18 protein-coding genes are annotated in these 18,575 nt (G+C 39.0%); 9 read left to right on the forward strand and 9 right to left on the reverse strand.

The window, feature by feature from the left end; genetic code table 11:
• The first annotated feature begins 108 nt into the window (after nt 1–108).
• The 3 genes from FPK91_RS05170 (at nt 109) to FPK91_RS05180 (ending at nt 4,557) form a co-directional block, all read left to right on the forward strand.
• Nucleotides 109–1,788 (forward strand): M28 family metallopeptidase, encoded by a 1,680-nt coding sequence (locus FPK91_RS05170; RefSeq protein WP_144208950.1) that lies wholly within the window; start codon nt 109–111, stop codon nt 1,786–1,788.
• Nucleotides 1,789–2,255: 467 nt separating this feature from the next.
• The gene (gene asnB / locus FPK91_RS05175) at nt 2,256–3,920 is read left to right on the forward strand and encodes an asparagine synthase B (protein ID WP_144208953.1); all 1,665 of its coding nucleotides are present in this window, start codon (nt 2,256–2,258) and stop codon (nt 3,918–3,920) included.
• 142 nt (nt 3,921–4,062) lie between these two features.
• Nucleotides 4,063–4,557 (forward strand): GNAT family N-acetyltransferase, encoded by a 495-nt coding sequence (locus FPK91_RS05180; RefSeq protein ID WP_144208956.1) that lies wholly within the window; start codon nt 4,063–4,065, stop codon nt 4,555–4,557.
• A 181-nt stretch (nt 4,558–4,738) separates the two neighbouring features.
• Here the strand turns inward: FPK91_RS05180 and FPK91_RS05185 are convergent, their stop codons facing one another.
• From FPK91_RS05185 to FPK91_RS05200, 4 genes are all read right to left on the reverse strand, one after another.
• Complete coding sequence (locus FPK91_RS05185) at nt 4,739–4,933, reverse strand: DUF1289 domain-containing protein (protein ID WP_227006690.1); 195 nt, start codon at nt 4,931–4,933, stop codon at nt 4,739–4,741.
• The gene (locus FPK91_RS05190; protein ID WP_144208959.1) at nt 4,933–5,283 is read right to left on the reverse strand and encodes a VOC family protein; all 351 of its coding nucleotides are present in this window, start codon (nt 5,281–5,283) and stop codon (nt 4,933–4,935) included. The genes FPK91_RS05185 and FPK91_RS05190 overlap by 1 nt, the downstream gene beginning before the upstream one ends.
• A 92-nt stretch (nt 5,284–5,375) precedes the next feature.
• The gene (locus FPK91_RS05195; RefSeq protein WP_144214157.1) at nt 5,376–6,077 is read right to left on the reverse strand and encodes a DUF445 domain-containing protein; all 702 of its coding nucleotides are present in this window, start codon (nt 6,075–6,077) and stop codon (nt 5,376–5,378) included.
• A gap of 97 nt (nt 6,078–6,174) precedes the next feature.
• Complete coding sequence (locus tag FPK91_RS05200) at nt 6,175–6,606, reverse strand: GNAT family N-acetyltransferase (protein WP_144208961.1); 432 nt, start codon at nt 6,604–6,606, stop codon at nt 6,175–6,177.
• A 336-nt stretch (nt 6,607–6,942) separates the two neighbouring features.
• Here FPK91_RS05200 and FPK91_RS05205 point away from each other — a divergent pair, with 336 nt between their 5' ends.
• The 4 genes from FPK91_RS05205 to FPK91_RS05220 all read left to right on the forward strand — a co-directional run bounded on the left by FPK91_RS05205 (nt 6,943) and on the right by FPK91_RS05220 (nt 11,719).
• Complete coding sequence (locus FPK91_RS05205; protein ID WP_144208964.1) at nt 6,943–10,086, forward strand: DUF748 domain-containing protein; 3,144 nt, start codon at nt 6,943–6,945, stop codon at nt 10,084–10,086.
• Between the two features lie 176 nt (nt 10,087–10,262).
• Nucleotides 10,263–10,619, forward strand: coding sequence for a glutathione S-transferase N-terminal domain-containing protein (locus FPK91_RS05210; RefSeq protein ID WP_144208967.1), 357 nt, complete (start codon nt 10,263–10,265; stop codon nt 10,617–10,619).
• A 251-nt stretch (nt 10,620–10,870) separates the two neighbouring features.
• The gene (locus tag FPK91_RS05215; RefSeq protein ID WP_144208970.1) at nt 10,871–11,326 is read left to right on the forward strand and encodes a hypothetical protein; all 456 of its coding nucleotides are present in this window, start codon (nt 10,871–10,873) and stop codon (nt 11,324–11,326) included.
• A gap of 213 nt (nt 11,327–11,539) precedes the next feature.
• Nucleotides 11,540–11,719 (forward strand): DUF2986 domain-containing protein, encoded by a 180-nt coding sequence (locus FPK91_RS05220; protein ID WP_405127337.1) that lies wholly within the window; start codon nt 11,540–11,542, stop codon nt 11,717–11,719.
• 165 nt (nt 11,720–11,884) lie between these two features.
• Here the strand turns inward: FPK91_RS05220 and FPK91_RS05225 are convergent, their stop codons facing one another.
• Both FPK91_RS05225 and FPK91_RS05230 read right to left on the reverse strand, forming a co-directional pair.
• Complete coding sequence (locus FPK91_RS05225) at nt 11,885–13,399, reverse strand: MATE family efflux transporter (protein ID WP_144208976.1); 1,515 nt, start codon at nt 13,397–13,399, stop codon at nt 11,885–11,887.
• The gene (locus FPK91_RS05230) at nt 13,396–14,256 is read right to left on the reverse strand and encodes an ion transporter (RefSeq protein ID WP_144208979.1); all 861 of its coding nucleotides are present in this window, start codon (nt 14,254–14,256) and stop codon (nt 13,396–13,398) included. Before FPK91_RS05230 ends, FPK91_RS05225 begins: the two co-directional genes overlap by 4 nt.
• A 167-nt stretch (nt 14,257–14,423) precedes the next feature.
• Here FPK91_RS05230 and FPK91_RS05235 point away from each other — a divergent pair, with 167 nt between their 5' ends.
• Nucleotides 14,424–14,930: a L,D-transpeptidase family protein gene (locus tag FPK91_RS05235; protein WP_144208981.1), complete on the forward strand. Its 507-nt coding sequence runs from the start codon at nt 14,424–14,426 to the stop codon at nt 14,928–14,930.
• Between the two features lie 132 nt (nt 14,931–15,062).
• Nucleotides 15,063–15,623 carry a VOC family protein gene (locus FPK91_RS05240; RefSeq protein WP_144208984.1) on the forward strand — a complete coding sequence of 187 codons (561 nt, stop codon included), beginning with the start codon at nt 15,063–15,065 and terminating at the stop codon, nt 15,621–15,623.
• A gap of 226 nt (nt 15,624–15,849) precedes the next feature.
• Here FPK91_RS05240 and FPK91_RS05245 read toward each other — a convergent pair whose 3' ends face one another.
• The 3 genes from FPK91_RS05245 to FPK91_RS05255 all read right to left on the reverse strand — a co-directional run bounded on the left by FPK91_RS05245 (nt 15,850) and on the right by FPK91_RS05255 (nt 18,575).
• A complete protein-coding gene (locus FPK91_RS05245; RefSeq protein ID WP_144208987.1) occupies nt 15,850–16,734 on the reverse strand; it encodes a M23 family metallopeptidase in 885 nt (294 codons plus the stop codon).
• A 51-nt stretch (nt 16,735–16,785) separates the two neighbouring features.
• On the reverse strand, nt 16,786–17,655 hold the full coding sequence (locus FPK91_RS05250; RefSeq protein ID WP_144208990.1) for a 6-carboxytetrahydropterin synthase: 870 nt from the start codon (nt 17,653–17,655) through the stop codon (nt 16,786–16,788).
• Between the two features lie 224 nt (nt 17,656–17,879).
• Nucleotides 17,880–18,575: a response regulator gene (locus FPK91_RS05255; RefSeq protein ID WP_144208993.1), complete on the reverse strand. Its 696-nt coding sequence runs from the start codon at nt 18,573–18,575 to the stop codon at nt 17,880–17,882.

Here is an 18,575-nt window from a genome sequence, read left to right on the forward strand (position 1 = left end):
TTATAAGAGATTTCTGATATTAAAAAGTCTTTGTATTTTAATAACTGATCAAAAAACAACACTGCTGTAATCATAAAAATAAAAACGATAACAATAGGAATATTACCTATGAAAAAGCTACTTCCGATATGTGCACTAACCTTATTAAGTGCCTGCAGCCCTCAGAGCTCTGACGGAACAAGTGTTCAACAAAGCCAAATTGAAAAACCAATAATGACTAAAGTCATTTTTGATGAAGCCCGCTTCAGAGAAGATATAAAAACACTTTCATCGGATAAATTTGAAGGTCGAGCACCGACAACTCACGGTGAAAAGTTAACTTTAGACTACCTAACAAGTGCTTTTGAAAAAATGGGCTTACAAGGTGCTTACAAAGGCAGTTTTTTGCAGCCAGTACCTATGGTCAGCTATATCGCCAGTGAGCAGCAGTCAGTGACTTTAGCTGGTTTACCGCTTCAATATCGCCAAGACATTGTATTAGGCACTCGCCATGATAAAGGTGGAGTAGACATTAGCAATGCACCATTAGTGTTCGTCGGTTACGGTGTTAATGCCCCAGAGTATCAATGGAATGACTATGATGGCATAGACATGGCTGGAAAAATTGCCGTCATATTAGTCAATGATCCTGGCTTTGCACATCCTGAGTCAAATAAGTTTAATGGCAAAGCCATGACTTACTATGGCCGCTGGAGTTACAAGTTTGAAGAAGCAAGCCGCCAAGGTGCATTAGGGGCCATCATTATTCATGATACTGCGCCAGCGTCTTATCCTTGGTCCGTGGTAGAAAACAGCTGGACAGGTGCTCAACAAGATCTCGTTTTCAGCAAAGAAGTACAAGATGAACGTATTGATGTTGAAGGCTGGATGACAATGGAAAGTGCGACTGCACTTTTCAAAAAATCTGGATTTGAACTCGATGCTTTAATGGCTCGAGCCGCCGATAGCGCGATACACATTGATCTTGAACAAACAGCTGATATTGCCTTTACCAGCAAAGCTGAATATGCCGATAGCTACAATGTTGTTGCCACATTACCAGGCGGTAATGCTGAAAGTGAACATCTACTTTTCACTGCACATTGGGATCATATAGGCATGGACCCAACAAAAGACGGTGACAATATTTATAACGGCGCACTTGATAATGCATCAGGAACAGCTGGGATAATGGAAATTGCACGACAATTTTCAGCTCAAGCTAAACAAGGTAACGGCTTACAACGTTCACTCACCTTCATCGCTACAACAGGTGAAGAACAAGGCCTTTTAGGTTCTCGCTACTATGCAGCCAATCCAATTTATCCTATCGACAAAACCGTTGCTGTCTTTAATTTAGATAGCACTAACGTATATGGTAAAACTCAAGATTATACCATTGTTGGTAAAGGCCAATCTGAATTAGAAACTTATCTCATTGATGCAGCAAAAACACAAAACCGTACAGCAACCCGTGAACGTAACCCAGCATCGGGTGGATTTTTCCGCTCAGATCATTTCAGCTTCGCAAAACTTGGCGTGCCAGCAGTATTTGCCGGCGGTGGCGGTATTCCTTTAGATGACAATACTGCAGCCTATAAAGAGAATATGAAAAAGCTCATGAAAGGCTGTTATCACAGTGTTTGCGATCACTACCGTGAAGAGTGGGATTTATCTGGCGCATTACAAGATTTAACCGTTTACTATCAAGCTGCAGAAGTACTAGCGAATAGCCAAGACTGGCCCGGCTATTATGCTGGTTCAGAGTTCAATAGCCTTAGACCTGCTAAGACTGACACAAGCAAATAATAGTCTTGTTATTTAATATTCATAACAGCTAGTTAATTGCCAACGATGCAAATCAGCCATTAACGATTAAAGTAAAAAAGTCGGGATACCGCTTTATGAAAATAAAGCGGTATTTTTGTATAAAAAACAATCATAACTACTATGTATTTGCCGTTAGTCCTTTAATCAAATCTGATTCCATAATCAAAAATTTAAGCGCGATTTAACCAGATAAAATGTAGATCCACCAACAAATACCCAATATTAATAAAGAATACTCAAAAACAACGGCATTAAAAACAACTTTGTCGCCATTAAAACCTCTATTTATTAAGAATAACTCAAAAAATAAGTTTGAACCTTGAGAAAAATGCTGTCAAAGTAAGTTCCAGATACAGATTCTTATGTTTACAAATTTAAGTTCGTAACTTAAATCCTAAGCTGGGCTTAACTTACTGACTTAACACGATATTTGCTGGAGCCACATTATGTGTTCAATATTTTCGATTTTAGATATCCAATCAGACGCTAAAGAATTGCGTCAAGTGGCTTTAGAAATGTCTAAGCTATTACGTCACCGCGGCCCAGACTGGTCCGGTGTTTACGCTGATGATAAAGCAATTTTGGCACATGAAAGACTCGCCATTGTCGACGTGGATCATGGCGCACAGCCTTTACTTAGCGAAGATGGCAATGTCGTATTAGCCGTTAACGGCGAAATTTATAACCACAAACAACTTAAAGCTGATTTAGGCGATAAATACACCTATAAAACCAATTCTGATTGTGAAGTGATATTGGCACTTTACCAAGAATATGGTGTCGACTTTTTAGATAAGTTAAACGGTATTTTTGCTTTTGTTCTTTATGATAAAGCTCAAGATGCATTCCTAATTGGCCGTGATCACATGGGTATAATCCCTTTATATACTGGTCGTGATAGCTCAGGTAACTACTATATTGCCTCTGAAATGAAAGCGTTAATGCCAGTTTGTAAAACCGTTGAAGAATTCAAACCTGGTCATTACCATTATTCAGAAGATGCTGACTTAACGCAATACTATTACCGCGAATGGCGTGATTATGATGCAGTAAAGGATAACCCTGCTAGTAAAGAAGAATTGCGTGACGCACTTGAAGCAGCTGTTAAACGTCAATTAATGTCTGATGTGCCATACGGCGTATTATTATCTGGCGGCTTAGATTCATCTGTTATCTCTGCAATCACTCAAACATATGCCAAACACCGCATCGAGAACGACAGTGAAACTGACGCTTGGTGGCCACAACTGCATTCATTTGCTGTCGGTCTTGAAGGCGCACCAGATTTAATCGCGGCTAAAAAAGTGGCTGATAACATTGGTACGATTCATCACGAAATCCACTTTACCTTCCAAGAAGGCTTAGATGCGATTAAAGAAGTGATTTACCACTTAGAAACTTATGATGTGACTACGATTCGTGCTGCAACACCAATGTATTTAATGGCCCGTAAGATTAAAGCCATGGGCATTAAAATGGTACTGTCAGGAGAAGGCGCTGATGAGTTATTTGGTGGTTACTTATATTTCCATAAAGCGCCAAATGCACAAGCATTCCATGAAGAATTAGTCAGAAAATTAGATAAATTACATTTGTTTGATTGTCTTCGAGCCAACAAAGCAATGGCAGCTTGGGGATTAGAAGCACGTGTTCCATTCCTAGACAAAGAGTTCATGGATGTGGCAATGCGCATTAACCCTGAAGCTAAAATGTCAAAAGATGGCCGCATTGAAAAGAACATATTACGCGAAGCTTTTGAACATGCTCTTCCCCATGAAGTAGTATGGCGTCAAAAAGAGCAGTTCAGCGATGGTGTTGGTTATTCATGGATTGATGGACTTAAAGAGATCGCTGCAGAGAAAGTTGATGACTTGCAGCTTGCTAACGCAAAATTTAGATTCCCGTACAACACGCCAGAATCTAAAGAAGCCTATTACTACCGTTGTTTCTTTGAAGAGTTCTTCCCACTTCAAAGCGCCGCAGAAACAGTACCTGGTGGCAAGACAGTTGCTTGTTCAACTCCAGAAGCCTTACTTTGGGATGAAAGCTTACAAGGTATCAACGACCCATCAGGACGTGCGGTTAAAAACGTTCATGATAGTGCCTACTAATTAATACATAAGTTCTTTAAAAGCCATCTATATATTAGATGGCTTTTTTATGGATAATTGTATTTCCCAATTAATCTGAGTTTTAAATGATTCTGCTTTAGCGTTAAACTACTTATATAAATTCGGCCACTATAAAGTCACTATGTCATCAGTTTCCATTTTTCACCTTGAAATGCTTTCGCTTGAGCAGTTAAATGCTAAATCAGATCCCAAAGAGCTAACAATCGTTAAAGCTCAAAAACAGCAATTTGAATTCAATAAGTTCTTATATCAGTTTGTGGGCAGCGCTTGGGAATGGACAGACAAGTTGTCATGGACAGATGTGCAGTGGCAGGAGTATAGCGAAGCCGCAGATTTACATTTATATGTCGGCTATTTCCAAGGTTCACCAGCAGGTTACTTTGAACTGCAACAGCAATCTGAAGGCAATGTTGAAATCATGTACTTTGGGTTGGGGACAAGGTTTATTGGGCTTGGAATGGGTGGCTACTTACTCACCCAAGCCATTGAACAGGCTTGGTCTTTAGTGGGTACAAAGCGAGTTTCAGTACATACCTGCTCTTTAGATCACCCCAGTGCCTTAAAAAATTATACCGCTCGAGGTTTCAAGCTTTATAAAACTGAACTAGAACAATGATAATTATCTGCTTATCTAATGCTGATGCTGATGCTGATGCTAATGTAATAAGCTAATTTAATCCCAGTTGATTTAAGTTAAATAGAAAGCATAAATAAAAAGGACTGTCGCTTTTTTGCAAACAGTCCTGTTAAGTTGAAAGCTTAACTTTTAACTCATTACTTGGTTATATCTATCAATATTAGTTACGCTTTCTTTCGATAGCCCTAACAATTAACGCATCAACTAAGGTCACCTTTTCCAGCTCGCTCATTTTATGCCAAGCAAGAATTTCAGCATAAGTCCTATGACAACCGAGACAAACATCAGTTTCATCTAAACAGCAATTAGCAACACAAGGGTTTCGAATAAGCAGAGCAGGTTCAATTGAACTCACTATTCAGACCACACAGCAAACTCATTGCCATTAATATCAGCAAAATGAAAACGTTTGCCACCGGGGAAGCTAAAGATATCCTTAACTATCTTGCCACCAGCGGCTAAAATTTTTCGCTCACTGGTTTCTAAGCATTGGCTATAAAGCACAATCAGTGGGCTACCGCGACTCACATTAAAGCTCTGCTCCGCAAGATAAAAACCGCCATCAATACCAACATCTAAGAAGCAGCTATATTCGGGGCCATAGTCTTTAAAGTGCCAACCAAATGCATCAGTAAAAAAGGCTTTTGTCATCGTCAAATCTTTAACTGGTATCTCTAAATAGTTAACTTTATGATGCTGAGACATAGGCACTCCTTGGCTGATTTTCTGTGTTGTTAGATTAAAAATAGAGGAAATTAACCTTGTTGTCGATATAGACACAGAGCAATTTACAGTAGTTAAGCTTGGATTAACGCCGCTATAGCACCGATTAAACCACCAAATACTCCGCCCCAAACCACTAGCCAGCCTAAGTGCTTTCTGATCATATCCTGGATAATATCTTTAACCATTTCAGGTGTTAACTCATTTAAACGTTGCTCAACAATATTAGCGACTTTTTCTTGCAAATCAGCCATCACACTTGGCTGCTCTAACTCATCGATGAGAATTTGGTTAAACGCCTCACTTTGAGTCAGTTCTGTAAGTGATAACTTCATTTTTTCAATGAATGGCTCTTTTAAAGGGATTAATGCCTCCGTACCACCAAACATCGCTAGCATGCCACCAAATGAAGATTGCTCAACGGTAGTAATCAAGGCATCAAATGACGGTTCCAGATCCACCTTATCAATAACTGGGCTTAAGTCGATTGCTGAACTGGCGTTTTCTGTCAGTAATCGATCTATATTTTCTTGAGTAAAAAATTGCTCCATCATTAAATGCTTAATCCCAGCTTTAAATTCTTCGAAGCGAGATGGGATCACACCAGACCCATATAAACCGGGTACTTTTTCAAATAACATATGCACAGCAAGCCAATTTGTTATTGCGCCTGATAATGCAAATAAACCAATAGTAAAGACCACTGTTAAATCAAAAAAATGCCCTACTGCAACTAATATAGCTGCAATGACATTCACTATTAAACTCTTGTTCAATCTAAAATCCTCAGACATAAAAAAACCTTTGGCATTTTATCAATTTCCAAAGGTTAGATACTAGGGGGCTAGCTAGCAATAATACTAATATTTATGACTAAAGGTCTGAATGGTAAAAATACATCCCTTCTGTCTCTGTCATATTAGTTAACGTTTGATCGGCTTCATTGTTGACCACTTTAGTTCGCTTAACCAATAATACTTCAGTGCCTAGCGCTAGAGCCTTGGCTTTGTTAATCAGTTCCGTTGCAATCCCTTTACCTCGAAATTTATCTTCAACAAAGACATCATCAAAATACCAAACCGATTTAAGTAATAAAGAAGAATAAGATGGGTAAAGCTGAACAAAGCCCAACGCTTCACTATCTTCCAAAGCGATAAGAATCATTGAATCATTTTCGACTAATCGTGTTTTGACAAAATTGCGACACTTTTTAGGTTCAGATTTAAAGCCTAAGCTTTGTCTGTAGTCATCGAAGAGATTGACCAAAACATCAAGATCGAGTTCTGAAGCGAGTCGTATTTGCATCCATGCGTCCTTGAAAAATAGTGCGCAGTCATTTTCAACAATGATAAATGACTTTATAAATGATTTTTCAGATGCTTATAGAGCTCGAAAATATCTACATATGTTTAACATTAGAGATTATTTTACATAAGCGCACTTAAAGCACCATTATAAAATGGTTATTAATACATCAGCTTAAATTGTAATAGCGCTTTTGTCCATTTAAAAACTCGGATGAAGAAAAATTGTAAAATTTTATTAAAACACACAAGTAACTGAACCTATAATTCGGTAAAATGTCTAAATCTCAACTCTATTTGTTAACATGGCCGTTATTCAGCGATAGGCTCACTCTTTATGAAATCACCATTAAACACGATTAAGTTAGCATTCAGCAACCGTCCTCGATATCAAAAAGTCGCTATAACGTGTTCAGTTTTATATCTATTGTTTATTATCCTCTTAGGTTTGATAGTACCGTTTATCGCAATAAAACAAGCGCCTAAAAGTCTATCTACATTGTTAGGCAGGCAAGTTAGCATCGAAGCGATTAAGGTCAATCCATTCAGCTTTGAATTGAGTATAGAGAATATTAATATTGCAGAGGCAGACTCTACATCCCCTTTTGTGCATATAAATCATGTTTCGACAGATATCATGGTGTGGCAATCAATTTTCAATCTTGATATATCGCTAGATTACCTAACCATTGACGGCACAAACCTCGCATTGACTCGATTTAACTCGTTATCAGCAAAGGAAACATCGTCTAAAACGCCATATGCATTTAATTTCTCCGATATATTAACCACCATTGCCCAAAATACCACGCAGCAACCTGAGTCAAATCCGCCACAAGATAACAATGAACAAGCCATTAATCTTAATATCAATACTTTTAGCTTCACAAATGCCACATTAAATGTGCGTGATGATGTAACTGATACCAGCTTAAGCTATGACAATATTAAAGCGACGCTTGAACAATTTAGTACAGCGGCTCAATTAAATACTTCACCTGAATCCAATAAATTTTCTTTTACCCTTGATGATAATCAAACCGGGAAAGTGGCTTTAAATGGTCAAATTCAACTGGATCCTTTAGTACTTAATGGTCAACTTGATGTCAACACTCTGTCAGCTACTCCCTATTGGAATTTAGTGGATAGCTTATTTGAAGCGACACTAACATCAGCCGACATCAATCTGCATGCTGAGTTTTCATTAAATCAAGCGTCAAAAGAACAACCGATAGAAACAACTCTGGCTAATACACGTTTCAGTATTGAACATATTAACGCCAAAGATAGCCATAGAAACATCGCCTCTATTGGCTTAATCGCACTTGATGGCATTAATGTATCGACTTCACAGCGGGAATTATTGATTGATGAACTACAAACTAACAATGCTGATTTCTGGCTAACCGTCGAACCTGAAAAAATCAACCTTGTGAAGCTTTTCTCTCCAAGATTAGAACAACTCGCTGATATTTTAGGGATGAACCATAACGAAGATAAAGCAACTTCATCAGATAAGGCAACAGAGAACAAAACACACAGCACCACAGAAGCTTCCCCGTGGTTAGTGACGTTGAACAAGTTAACCCTGAGCGAATACAAAATTGAAGCAACCGAAAGTGTGGCTAATAAGGTAGAAAACTATTGGTTATTATCTGGGCTCACTTTCTCTTCCGAGCAAATAAAATCGGACTTATCAGTGCCAATCAACTATCAGTTTGGTGTCGATATCAATAACCAAAGCCGCTTTGACTCAACTGGGGTATTTGATGCCAACATGGTGACTTTAGAGGCTGACATCGATTACAACAATGTCAACTTAGTCAAGTTACAGCCATATATTTCCCCTTTCATGAACATCACCTTAGAGTCAGGCTTATTTCATACAAAAGGTCATGTCAGTGCTGATGCAGAAGATAAGTTAGTCTATAACGGTGAAGCCTCAGTTATCGATTTAAAAATCAAAGATAATCTGATTAAACAGCCATTATTAAATTGGCAAGCGATGACCATTAATGAGCTTATATTTGATAAAACAGCCAAGTCCTTATCGATTGATCAAATCCTGTTTGATACTCTTTTTAGTCGTTTAATTATTTCTGAAGACAGAAGCACTAATATTGCCGACTTAATTGTGACTCCAAAGCAAAGTCATGAAGGGCAAGACGCTGCAGATAAGTCACCTCAAGAGTCTCCTGACGTTGCAACGCAAATAACAACGGCCACAAATGCCGCTGAAGCAGAAACGGCTACAGAGTCTGAATCTTTCAAACTCAGCATTAATAAAATAGCGTTCAAAGACAGCTCTGCTTTTTTTGCTGATAACTCATTAACACCAAACTTTGCCTCCGGTATTGAGCAACTTAATGGCGAAATAACCCAACTATCTACCAACCCTGACACGAGAGCATCGGTAGACTTAGCGGGTAAAATTGATAAGTATGCGCCAGTAACATTAAAGGGCGATCTCAACCCATTATTAGCAAACCCTTATCTGGATTTGAATTTAGCCTTTAACAAAGTAGAGCTCACTTCAATTAACCCTTACTCAGGCACTTATGCGGGTTATTACATTGATAAAGGACAGCTTTCGTTGGCGCTTAAATATCAACTCGAAGACAATCAGCTGGTTGGTAGTAACCACTTAGTCATTGACCAATTAAAGTTAGGTAAGCCAACGGATAGCTCTTTAGCGACCTCACTACCGATCACATTAGCGATAGCATTATTACAAGACCGACACGGAGTTATCGATCTAGGAGTTGACGTCGATGGTGACTTGGACTCACCTAGTTTCAGTATCGGTAGTATTGTTATGACCGCCATTACCAACGTCATCACAAAAGCAATTACTGCTCCTTTTTCTCTATTAGCTGGTTTAGTCGGTGGTGATGAAGAAATGGATAAAGTTAGCTTTGAATTTGGTGAAGCGGTAATTAATGACGAACAACAAACCACATTATCAACCCTTGCCAACGCCCTTAATGACCGTCCACTACTCATGTTAAACGTTAAAGGCGGAGTAAATCTAGCCAGTGACCAACAAGCTTTACAAGTCAAAACGCTGCACGCCAAGCTAGCTGAAATAGCACAGCTACCCATTGAAAGTTTACCCGCAGACTTAAGTGCAAGTAACTATCCACAGCAAGGTGCTTTAGCTGAGGCTTTAGTCGTACTTTATCAAACTGAATTACAACTTGATCCGCTATTAATCCAGCAAACCATTAAGCAGGAAAACCCTGAAATAACTCAGGAAGACTTGCAAACCCGTTGGTATATCGCGTTATATAACTTTACTGTAAATAATCAAAATATAACCGAAGCAAAGCTCGGAGATCTTGCGCAACAACGTGCAAAAGCGGTGAAAACCTACCTTGTTGAACAAGCAATGATAGAACCAAGCAGAATATTTTTACTTGAAAGCCGAGTTCATATGGATCAAACCGATGCGCTGGCGACATTAACGCTAGATGCTAATTAGTGCGTGTATCAACAAAAGCACACTGAACCTAACCTTAGGATTAAAACAGCTATATAACAGAGCTGTTATCTGTGATAAACATCACGTAAACTATGGCAAATTCAAATGCTGATAACTTTCAGCATCCATGTTGTAAATGATTAAATCATTAAAAACTGATACTTAAAGGAAGTTGTATGTTTGTCATTCGTTGGATTCTTGGCCGTATAATCTTATTACTTAACTTTGTGTTCCCTCCAAAGAAGCTACAACGCCCGATTGCAGAACAGGCTAAAGTCGATGAACAAACAAAATCATTAGCACTATATCAATATGCTGCCTGCCCTTTTTGCGTCAAAGTTCGTCGTGCTATTCGCAGTCAAGGTTTAAACATCACCACTGTTGATGCAAAACAAGAAACCAATAAGCAACAACTTGTTAGCGAAGGCGGTCATTTAAAAGTCCCTTGTTTGAAAATTGAAAAAGATGGTCAGACACAATGGATGTATGAATCAGGTGATATCATTGCTTATTTGTCAAAAAAATACGCATAAAGAGCCGTGCTAATACAGAACTTTACTAATTCAAGAATGTTACTGATAAAGAGTGCTGCGAATAAACACGAGTATGACTTGACAGGTTACTGGCTGTAGAAGTGCTAAGCCAGTAGCGTCAATTTAACCGTGAAGCATGACCGACCATTTTTATCACTACGGAATAAAAAGGTTAATAGATAACTGCAACTAGAACGTGTCATTTTTGTATTAATGACCTAAAAAATAAAGCAGTCAAAAGGATAAAAACAGTGCTCAAACCTTCATTACTGTTTACCTGTTTAATATTACTATCTGCGTGTGCTGCAAAAGCCCCAGACCCTGAGTTATTTGCTGGTAAATATCGAGACACATTTTCTACCTCCATCAAGGGTGATGGCATAAAGCTATTTACCTATAGAGCCAAAGTAGCCGGAGCGACCGATCGTGGTATTGAAGATCCATTACCTCACCAACAACGAGTTAACCGTCGTAAGCAAGATGCCCGTAGCTACGCTATAGAGCAAGAACGCCGAGCAGACTTCTTAGAAATGTGGAGCCTTCAGGTCGATATGGGATTAAATAAAACCCTTGATATGAACGGATACTGCAAGGAAGGCTATATGATTTTACATCGCAATGTCAGTGAAGGCAGAGGCGAAATTCGTGGCGAATGTAATGATGGCGCCACAGAAGAAGACAAACTGAAGTTTAATCGTAATTATTAACAAAAATGTTGTGGGATTGATAAGAATGCCCCTAAGAAGCGCATTAGATCAATAAATAACACAGTTAAGCTATATACACATAGTAGTTTAAGCTAAACTTAGCGTATTCGATATATTTAGCTATTTCACTTATCAGCTAATTTTATTTTCAAAATCGTGTCCTTGTGGCACTGTTTAAAAGAGTTACAAAGTCTCATGAACAGAAAACAACTGATGATTAAGAAGACCGCGAAGCGGGCTAAAGCAAGACTAAACAAAATTAACCCAGATAATCCAGAGAAGAACCCAAAAGTTGGCTATATCTCTAAGGCTGTTCGAGAAAAAATGGCGTTAGAAGAAGAGCAAAAAAAAATCGCTGCGGAAGCTGAATCAACAGAAGAACAAGCTGAGTAACAGGCTTACTTATCTGAATTCACATGTCATCGCTTTCGAAAAAGCCCTCTACACATTCATAGTGTAGAGGGCTTTTTAGTCTCTATTAGATTAGCTTGATATTTCAGGTTAATTAGCTTTCACCGTTCAAATAACAGAGCAGCGAATAGTAAACTAACAGTACAGCTACTTATCCTTTTTACTCGATACAGGATTATCTAAATCCCCATCCCTGATTATCTCTTCACAAAGTGGTTCTTCATTCAATTGTGCTAATTGAATGTATGATGAAGACTGCGGTGATGATGTTGGGCTCATCTCTAATTCAATATCATCCTCTTCCGTTTTAGGCTCTGCTTGTTGCTGCGGCCCTTCAGACGCTGCACTGATTTTATCCACTAAACGATAACCCACCCATACACCGCCTATACCAAACAGTATTGAGCCTATACCCTGCCCAATAAGCACACCATAAACGCCTCCCATTTGAGCACCAAAATACACAAAAGGAATCGTGCCTAAAGTGGCTTTACCCACATTGAAAAAGGTGGAATATTTCGGTTTACCTAAATTATTAAAGGTTGCATTGGAGACAAATAAAATACCGGAGAAAACAAAAAATATTGCAATGTACTTACAGAAAAACAAAATTAAATCTGCAGCATCTCCCTGCATATCAAATGCTGAAACAATTAAATTACGTGAAAGAAATAATAGTAACGAAACAACGACAACATAAACGGTACAAAACTGAATCGCTTTGGTTAGACTTTCTTTTACTCGGTCAAACTTTTGAGCTCCAAAATTTTGTCCAATAATAGGACCAACGGCACCACTAAGCGCAAAAATCATCCCAAAACTGACGGGAATAAGTCGCCCAAGCACTGCCCAACCAGCAACATAACTGTCGCCAAAATCGGCAACCGCTTTAGTGACTACAGCATTACCAATCGGGGTAGCCACATTGGTTATCATCGCAGGTAAAGCAATAGAGAATACAGTACGGAAATCTTCAATAAAATGCTGTTTATTAAATTGACCTAGCATTTTGTGTTTAACAATAATTCCTCGAGCAGAAATCGTAAATACCGCAATACGGGCAAATACTGAAGCCACCGCAGCTCCCTCAATCCCCATACCTAGCGCAAAAATAAATATTGGATCTAATACTAAGTTAACGCCACCGCCGGCAAGCGTTGACATCATAGAGAGCTTGGCATCACCAATCGCTCTTAATGCGCCACCTAACGCCATAGCCAAACAAATGAAAGGCAATGATGGCACCAGTATTGTTAAATAGCTTTCAGCAAGCACAGCGGTCTGACCCGTTGCACCAATTAACGCTAATAATTCAGGGATAAAAATAAACACCACAATCGCAACGATAATACTGGTCATTAGCGAAATTAAAGCACTGTTTAACAACATCCGTTTAGCAAGCACCATATTCTTGGCGCCCACTGCGCGAGAAACAAGTGCACCTAATGCGATTGAAAGACCAATACCTATTGATGTCGTAAAAAATGAAATGGCACCTGCATAACCTACTGCCGCAGCCAGCTCTATCTCACCTAACAAACTTAAAAAGAAAATATCCAGTAAATCGACGACAAACAGTGCAGAAATCCCCACTGCGGCAGTGGAGCTCATGACTAGAATGTGTCGTAATATCGGTCCCTGAACAAACTTAGCTTCGGTCATGATTTCCCTTCTGGACTTGGACTTTCAAACTGACTACCACAGTGATGGCAATATTGGGCTTGTAAAACATGGCCTCGACCACCGCAATTACTGCACTTAATTAAATTACGACTTAAATCTCGTTCGGCGACCATTTCATGTGAAATTTCAGCGGTCAAAATACCTGTTGGAATCGCAATAATTGAATAACCGATTAACATTGTCAGTGAAGCAATAGCTTGGCCTAAATTGGTTTGAGGCGTAATGTCACCGTAACCCACTGTCGTGATAGTCACGATAGTCCAATACATGGATTTTGGAATAGAAGTAAAGCCATTATTAGGCCCTTCGACAACGTACATTACGACACTGAGCGCCATGATGATCAAACTGACTGAAAAGAAGAAGATAAATACTTTTCTGCGAGATTGAACCATCGCTTTTAGTAGTAAGTTACCTTCACTTAAATAGCGTAATAACTTGAGCACTCTGAATATTCTAAAGAGACGTAAAATTCTGAATGCCAGTGCAACATTAGCCCCTGGAATTAACAATGCCAAAAAGCTCGGTAAAATAGCCAGTAAGTCCACCACGCCGTAAAAGCTACGCATATAAGATAAGCGGTTTAGCGAACTATATACTCTGAGTAAATATTCAATGGTAAATAACCATGTAAAACACCATTCAGCATAGTAAATAGCTCTGCCATATTCGGCATGAATACTTTCTATAGTATCAATGGATATAAGCAACACGCTTAATAAGATACAAACGATAAGGACGATATCAAACCATTTACCTAAACGGGTTTCTGTTCCAAAAATAATTGTCCGGGTTTGCTTTTTAAACGCCGAATCTTGTTTCTCTTCTAAAGTCATTCTCTACTCAACAAATGCAATTGAATTTAATGCCGCGTGAATGATAAAAGTAAGGTATTATCATTTTTAATATTTCAGTTTTAGCTTTTCTAAAGCTATGAACTGTTACTCATGTTAACACTATTAACACAAAACAAATTAGAAAATCCTGCTTTTATGGAGTCTGCATGCGGTTGGTTAAATACCTTATTTTTATCATCATTTTTTTCGCTACCACAGCTTTTGCTTCAACAGCTCAACTCTCAAAATCAAAAGTTGATCTGGTTGTTGTCAATAAATCTGAATCTAAGATGTCTATTTATTATCAAGGTAAAGTATTAAAAACCTACCAAATTGCAATGGGAGATGCCCCTAAAGGACACAAACTAAAAGAAGGCGACCAACGAACTCCACAAGGCCGTTATATTTTAGATTACAAAAAGTCTGACAGCGCTTTTTATAAATCAATTCATATATCTTACCCTAACGAAGAAGATAAACTCCGTGCTAATGCTTTAGGTGTCAGCCCTGGTGGAATGATTATGATCCACGGAGAGAACCCAAATTCGCCATTAACACCAAGACAAGCTCAACAATACAATTGGACCAATGGCTGTATTGCAGTAACTAATAAAGAGATGGATGAACTGTGGCGCGTTATTGAAGAAGGTACGCCAATAGAAATTTGGCCTTAACCTTTCCCTTATTAACACACATCGAATGACTTCTTCTTATATTTTAGACTGCTTATATCAAGTTAGTAGCCTTGTTCAGGCTCGATTTCCTATCGAATTTTAATGTTATATTTCTAATTGTGGATTGATGAAATGAATTACCCCTTATTAATACAAACCTGGCCTGACTTTAGTGACCGCATTCAAACCTTTATTAACCGTCTAGGCTTGGACAAGCTAGCACTCACTTGTGATCACTGTGCCTTACGCGTTAACGATAAAACCTCAGCTGAAAAGTTAGCTGAGCAATTTAGCCAACACGGTGAAATCATTTCAAATAACATGATTAATGGCCGCCCAATATTAATCATCAAACTGCGACAACCACTGCGACTGAATAACCAAGATATTTATTGTGTCGAATTGCCATTCCCATCTGAAAAGCAATATCCGGTAGAAGGCTGGGAACATATAGAATTAGTTTTCCCGTCAACAGCGCAAACCTGTGAACAGTTAGTCAGTGAGCTGATAGAACAAGTTCCAAGTCTCGCTGCCATAATTGCAGGCTCTACTGATATCAAAACAAAACAAAGCTCACCTAAGGGCGATAATGAACGTTTAGCTAATCCGACAATTGCATTTAAAACAAATGGAATTTGTGTGAAAGTTCATCCTCTGGGTATTGAAACTATCATTGCGAGTGAACAAGGTTAATATTAGTCTTAAGAATTCTCTACATGCCAGTAATTGATAAAAGTGTAGCGCATGTAGAGTAAAGCAGTTTTGAATAGTTGATGTAGAAACTATCGTCAATTTTTCAATAAAAAAGCCGTTATCAATATAACGGCTTTGAAAATCAATTTACTTCTGGAAGCTTAACTCTCGACTAAAAGCTCTTAACTAAAGCTTTTAACTAAAGCTCTTAGCTAAAAATTAAGGTCTACTTTGCAGCTTTTTCAGCGGCCAGTACACTTTTCATTGAGGGCACAATAGAAACTGGGTCTAAGCGCATTTGAAACCAATTCAAACGCCAGTCGAGATGAGGCCCCGTAACACGGCCTGTTGCACCAATTTCAGCTAATGCTTGTCCTTGAGTAACAACATCACCCTCTTTCGCATAAAGCTTACTCAAGTGTAAAAAAGTAGAATTGATACCATACCCATGGTCAATAATCAGTGTTCCACCAGAATAAAACATATCTGGAACTGCCAAAGTAATCACCCCATCTGCTGGCGATACAACAACGGTTCCAGTGGGTCTTGCCACATCAACACCGTAATGGGGATTGCCAGGTTTGCCGTTATAAACTCGCTGGCTGCCATAAACACCAGAGATTCTGCCTGTTACAGGCCAGATAAAATCTTGCATGAAAGCACTTTGCTCACTAAAGGTGTTTCGGGCCGAACGAGTTTGTTTTGAGTCTTGGGCGGCGCGAGCTTGAGCAACAGGATCGGGTTTCATGATCTTTTTGCTAATACCAGTAACCCGATCGATTTTGTATTCTCGTGTGGCAATTTTAAGTGGTTTAAACTCTGTTAGACCGTCTGGATAAGTTACTGCTAACATTTGCTCGGTATTGCCTTCACGGGCAAAGCCGATAGCAAATTGGCCATCCTTATTCACTTTTACGACTTGATCATCCAGTTTTACACTACTGCCAGCAGGAACAGAACCACGCACTAAAGCGCCCTGTTCTAATTTCCCTTGCAAGTTAATAGCTGCAACACTGTTAAAAGACGTTAGCGTCAACACAAGCAGTGCGGATGCTTTTAATACATTTGCTTCTTTTAAGTTTTTTACTAATTTTGGTACGTTGAAAAACATATCAATAACCTTGTCCCTTTGGTCGATTGCAGTGGCAGCTGCAATCAGTGTCTATTTAACCGCAATAGCGCCTTTACCGACACCTTCAAAAGCAATCACTTTGAACTCTGAACCTGGTGTTTTTTCAGCCATGGTTTCAGCAACAAATTGTGCTAACAACTCTACTGTTGTGTCATGTGGAATGATGTCACAATTACCTTTTGGCATTGCTAATTGAAAGTCACCCTGGGGCGCTTGGTAGTGAAAACCGATATGGGTATCGTCTGAAATGTCAGTTTGTGCTGAAAGTGTCAAGCTTTGACAAGAGACAATATCTTCTTCACTACCTAGATATATATCTTGCCATCTATCAGCCCAATATTGATCCCATTGAGGCGCCGCTATTCCATTTTCGAATACGGTAATGGGGCTACGATGTCCGTGGGCAATACGCTGACAGTTACCATCATGTTTTCTTAACCCATGAGTGTAATGATAAAAAGGGCTTTCAAGTACTTCTGTACGTAAGGTGAGACTAATACCCTGAACATTTTCAGGTAGCGCTTTACGTAGAGCTTTAATCAGGAATGAATTCACACTATCGAAATCAATGACTTCTGTAGGAATAAGTGCAAATGCTTGTGATGGACAAGCGAGATGTATGTCACCTTGCTGACTGGTGAAATCCATCCAAACTCGATCGCCTTGTTGCTGCCAACGTACATCACTACATGCTGTAGGCACTAATAAGCGGTGATCTGCAACATCATCTATGGTGCTTTTAATGGTCTTCTTAACTTTAGAAAAATCGAGCACCATATTTTGCTCGTCCAAGCCGCCGTCTAATAATACATCGACAATCCAGCTCTCACCGACCATGCCTCTAATTGGACATAAGTAAGAAAAATCTATCACAGTTAAATCTTTAACAAATAGTTGCATTCAAGCTCCTAGACAGAAAAACAGTCCGTCTCATTTAAAGTGTCCCGAATAGCGATGGCCAATGGGATCAAAAATTCAACGCTATTCTAAACAAAAGCGAGGCTAGGAGCGAGCAAACAAAACAGATAACTCAAAAAACACCTTAATGGCTTTGATTAGGTAGTTTATAAGTCAGTTTGTTACATAGTTTGCTAGATTGTTTGCTAGATTGTCGATTTACAAAACTATTCAATTTTATAGCCAACACCATAAATAGAATGTAATAAGTCCGGTTGTCGATTATTGAGTAACAGCTTGGAGCGTAAGTTCTTAATGTGGCTATCAATCGTTCTTGAGCTAACAACTCGATCATCAACATAGCAAACTTGCATTAAGCTATCACGGGAATGTACCACCCCAGGCCTTTTTATCATGGTATGTAGCAGCCGAAACTCTACAGGCGTGAGTTCAACTTCAACACTGGCGACATGGCACTTAAAGCGCTCGATGTTAATCAAAAGCTGCTTGTAACTGATCTCATCTTCAGCCATTTGCACAGAAGGTTCAGTGCGCCTCAAAATGGTTTTAACTCTAGCGACGACTTCTCTCGCTGAAAATGGTTTGCAAACATAATCATCTGCACCGATTTCAAGACCAATTAAACGATCTATTTCCTCAACTCTTGCTGTGAGCATTAAGATTGGAATAGCAGAAAACTGTCTTACTTCCTTACAGATGGTTAAGCCATCTTTATGGGGTAACATTAAGTCTAAAATCACGAAATCAATTTCATCATCTCTGATCGTTTCAAGCGCATTGAGACCATCATGAAGGACCTGAGAGCTAAAACCTTCTAGTGTTAAAAAATCGACTAATACCTGCGCTATTTTAGGTTCATCTTCAACAATCAACACGCGCTTATTGTGATAATGATTATTCAT

Origin of the sequence: Shewanella donghaensis (assembly GCF_007567505.1) — a bacterium.
In the GTDB taxonomy this organism is placed as follows: domain Bacteria; phylum Pseudomonadota; class Gammaproteobacteria; order Enterobacterales; family Shewanellaceae; genus Shewanella; species Shewanella donghaensis.

Excerpts from the sequence above, each read along its gene's own strand:
- FPK91_RS05210 (WP_144208967.1), top strand. The coding sequence starts at position 10,263 with ATGTTTGTCATTCGTTGGATTCTTGGCCGTATAATCTTATTACTTAAC.
- FPK91_RS05250 (WP_144208990.1), bottom strand. The coding sequence starts at position 17,655 with ATGCAACTATTTGTTAAAGATTTAACTGTGATAGATTTTTCTTACTTA.
- asnB (WP_144208953.1), top strand. The coding sequence starts at position 2,256 with ATGTGTTCAATATTTTCGATTTTAGATATCCAATCAGACGCTAAAGAA.
- FPK91_RS05225 (WP_144208976.1), bottom strand. The coding sequence starts at position 13,399 with ATGACCGAAGCTAAGTTTGTTCAGGGACCGATATTACGACACATTCTA.
- FPK91_RS05190 (WP_144208959.1), bottom strand. The coding sequence starts at position 5,283 with ATGTCTCAGCATCATAAAGTTAACTATTTAGAGATACCAGTTAAAGAT.
- FPK91_RS05200 (WP_144208961.1), bottom strand. The coding sequence starts at position 6,606 with ATGCAAATACGACTCGCTTCAGAACTCGATCTTGATGTTTTGGTCAAT.
- FPK91_RS05235 (WP_144208981.1), top strand. The coding sequence starts at position 14,424 with ATGCGGTTGGTTAAATACCTTATTTTTATCATCATTTTTTTCGCTACC.
- FPK91_RS05205 (WP_144208964.1), top strand. The coding sequence starts at position 6,943 with ATGAAATCACCATTAAACACGATTAAGTTAGCATTCAGCAACCGTCCT.
- FPK91_RS05245 (WP_144208987.1), bottom strand. The coding sequence starts at position 16,734 with ATGTTTTTCAACGTACCAAAATTAGTAAAAAACTTAAAAGAAGCAAAT.
- FPK91_RS05180 (WP_144208956.1), top strand. The coding sequence starts at position 4,063 with ATGTCATCAGTTTCCATTTTTCACCTTGAAATGCTTTCGCTTGAGCAG.
- FPK91_RS05255 (WP_144208993.1), bottom strand. The coding sequence starts at position 18,575 with ATGAATAATCATTATCACAATAAGCGCGTGTTGATTGTTGAAGATGAA.
- FPK91_RS05240 (WP_144208984.1), top strand. The coding sequence starts at position 15,063 with ATGAATTACCCCTTATTAATACAAACCTGGCCTGACTTTAGTGACCGC.
- FPK91_RS05230 (WP_144208979.1), bottom strand. The coding sequence starts at position 14,256 with ATGACTTTAGAAGAGAAACAAGATTCGGCGTTTAAAAAGCAAACCCGG.
- FPK91_RS05170 (WP_144208950.1), top strand. The coding sequence starts at position 109 with ATGAAAAAGCTACTTCCGATATGTGCACTAACCTTATTAAGTGCCTGC.
- FPK91_RS05220 (WP_405127337.1), top strand. The coding sequence starts at position 11,540 with ATGATTAAGAAGACCGCGAAGCGGGCTAAAGCAAGACTAAACAAAATT.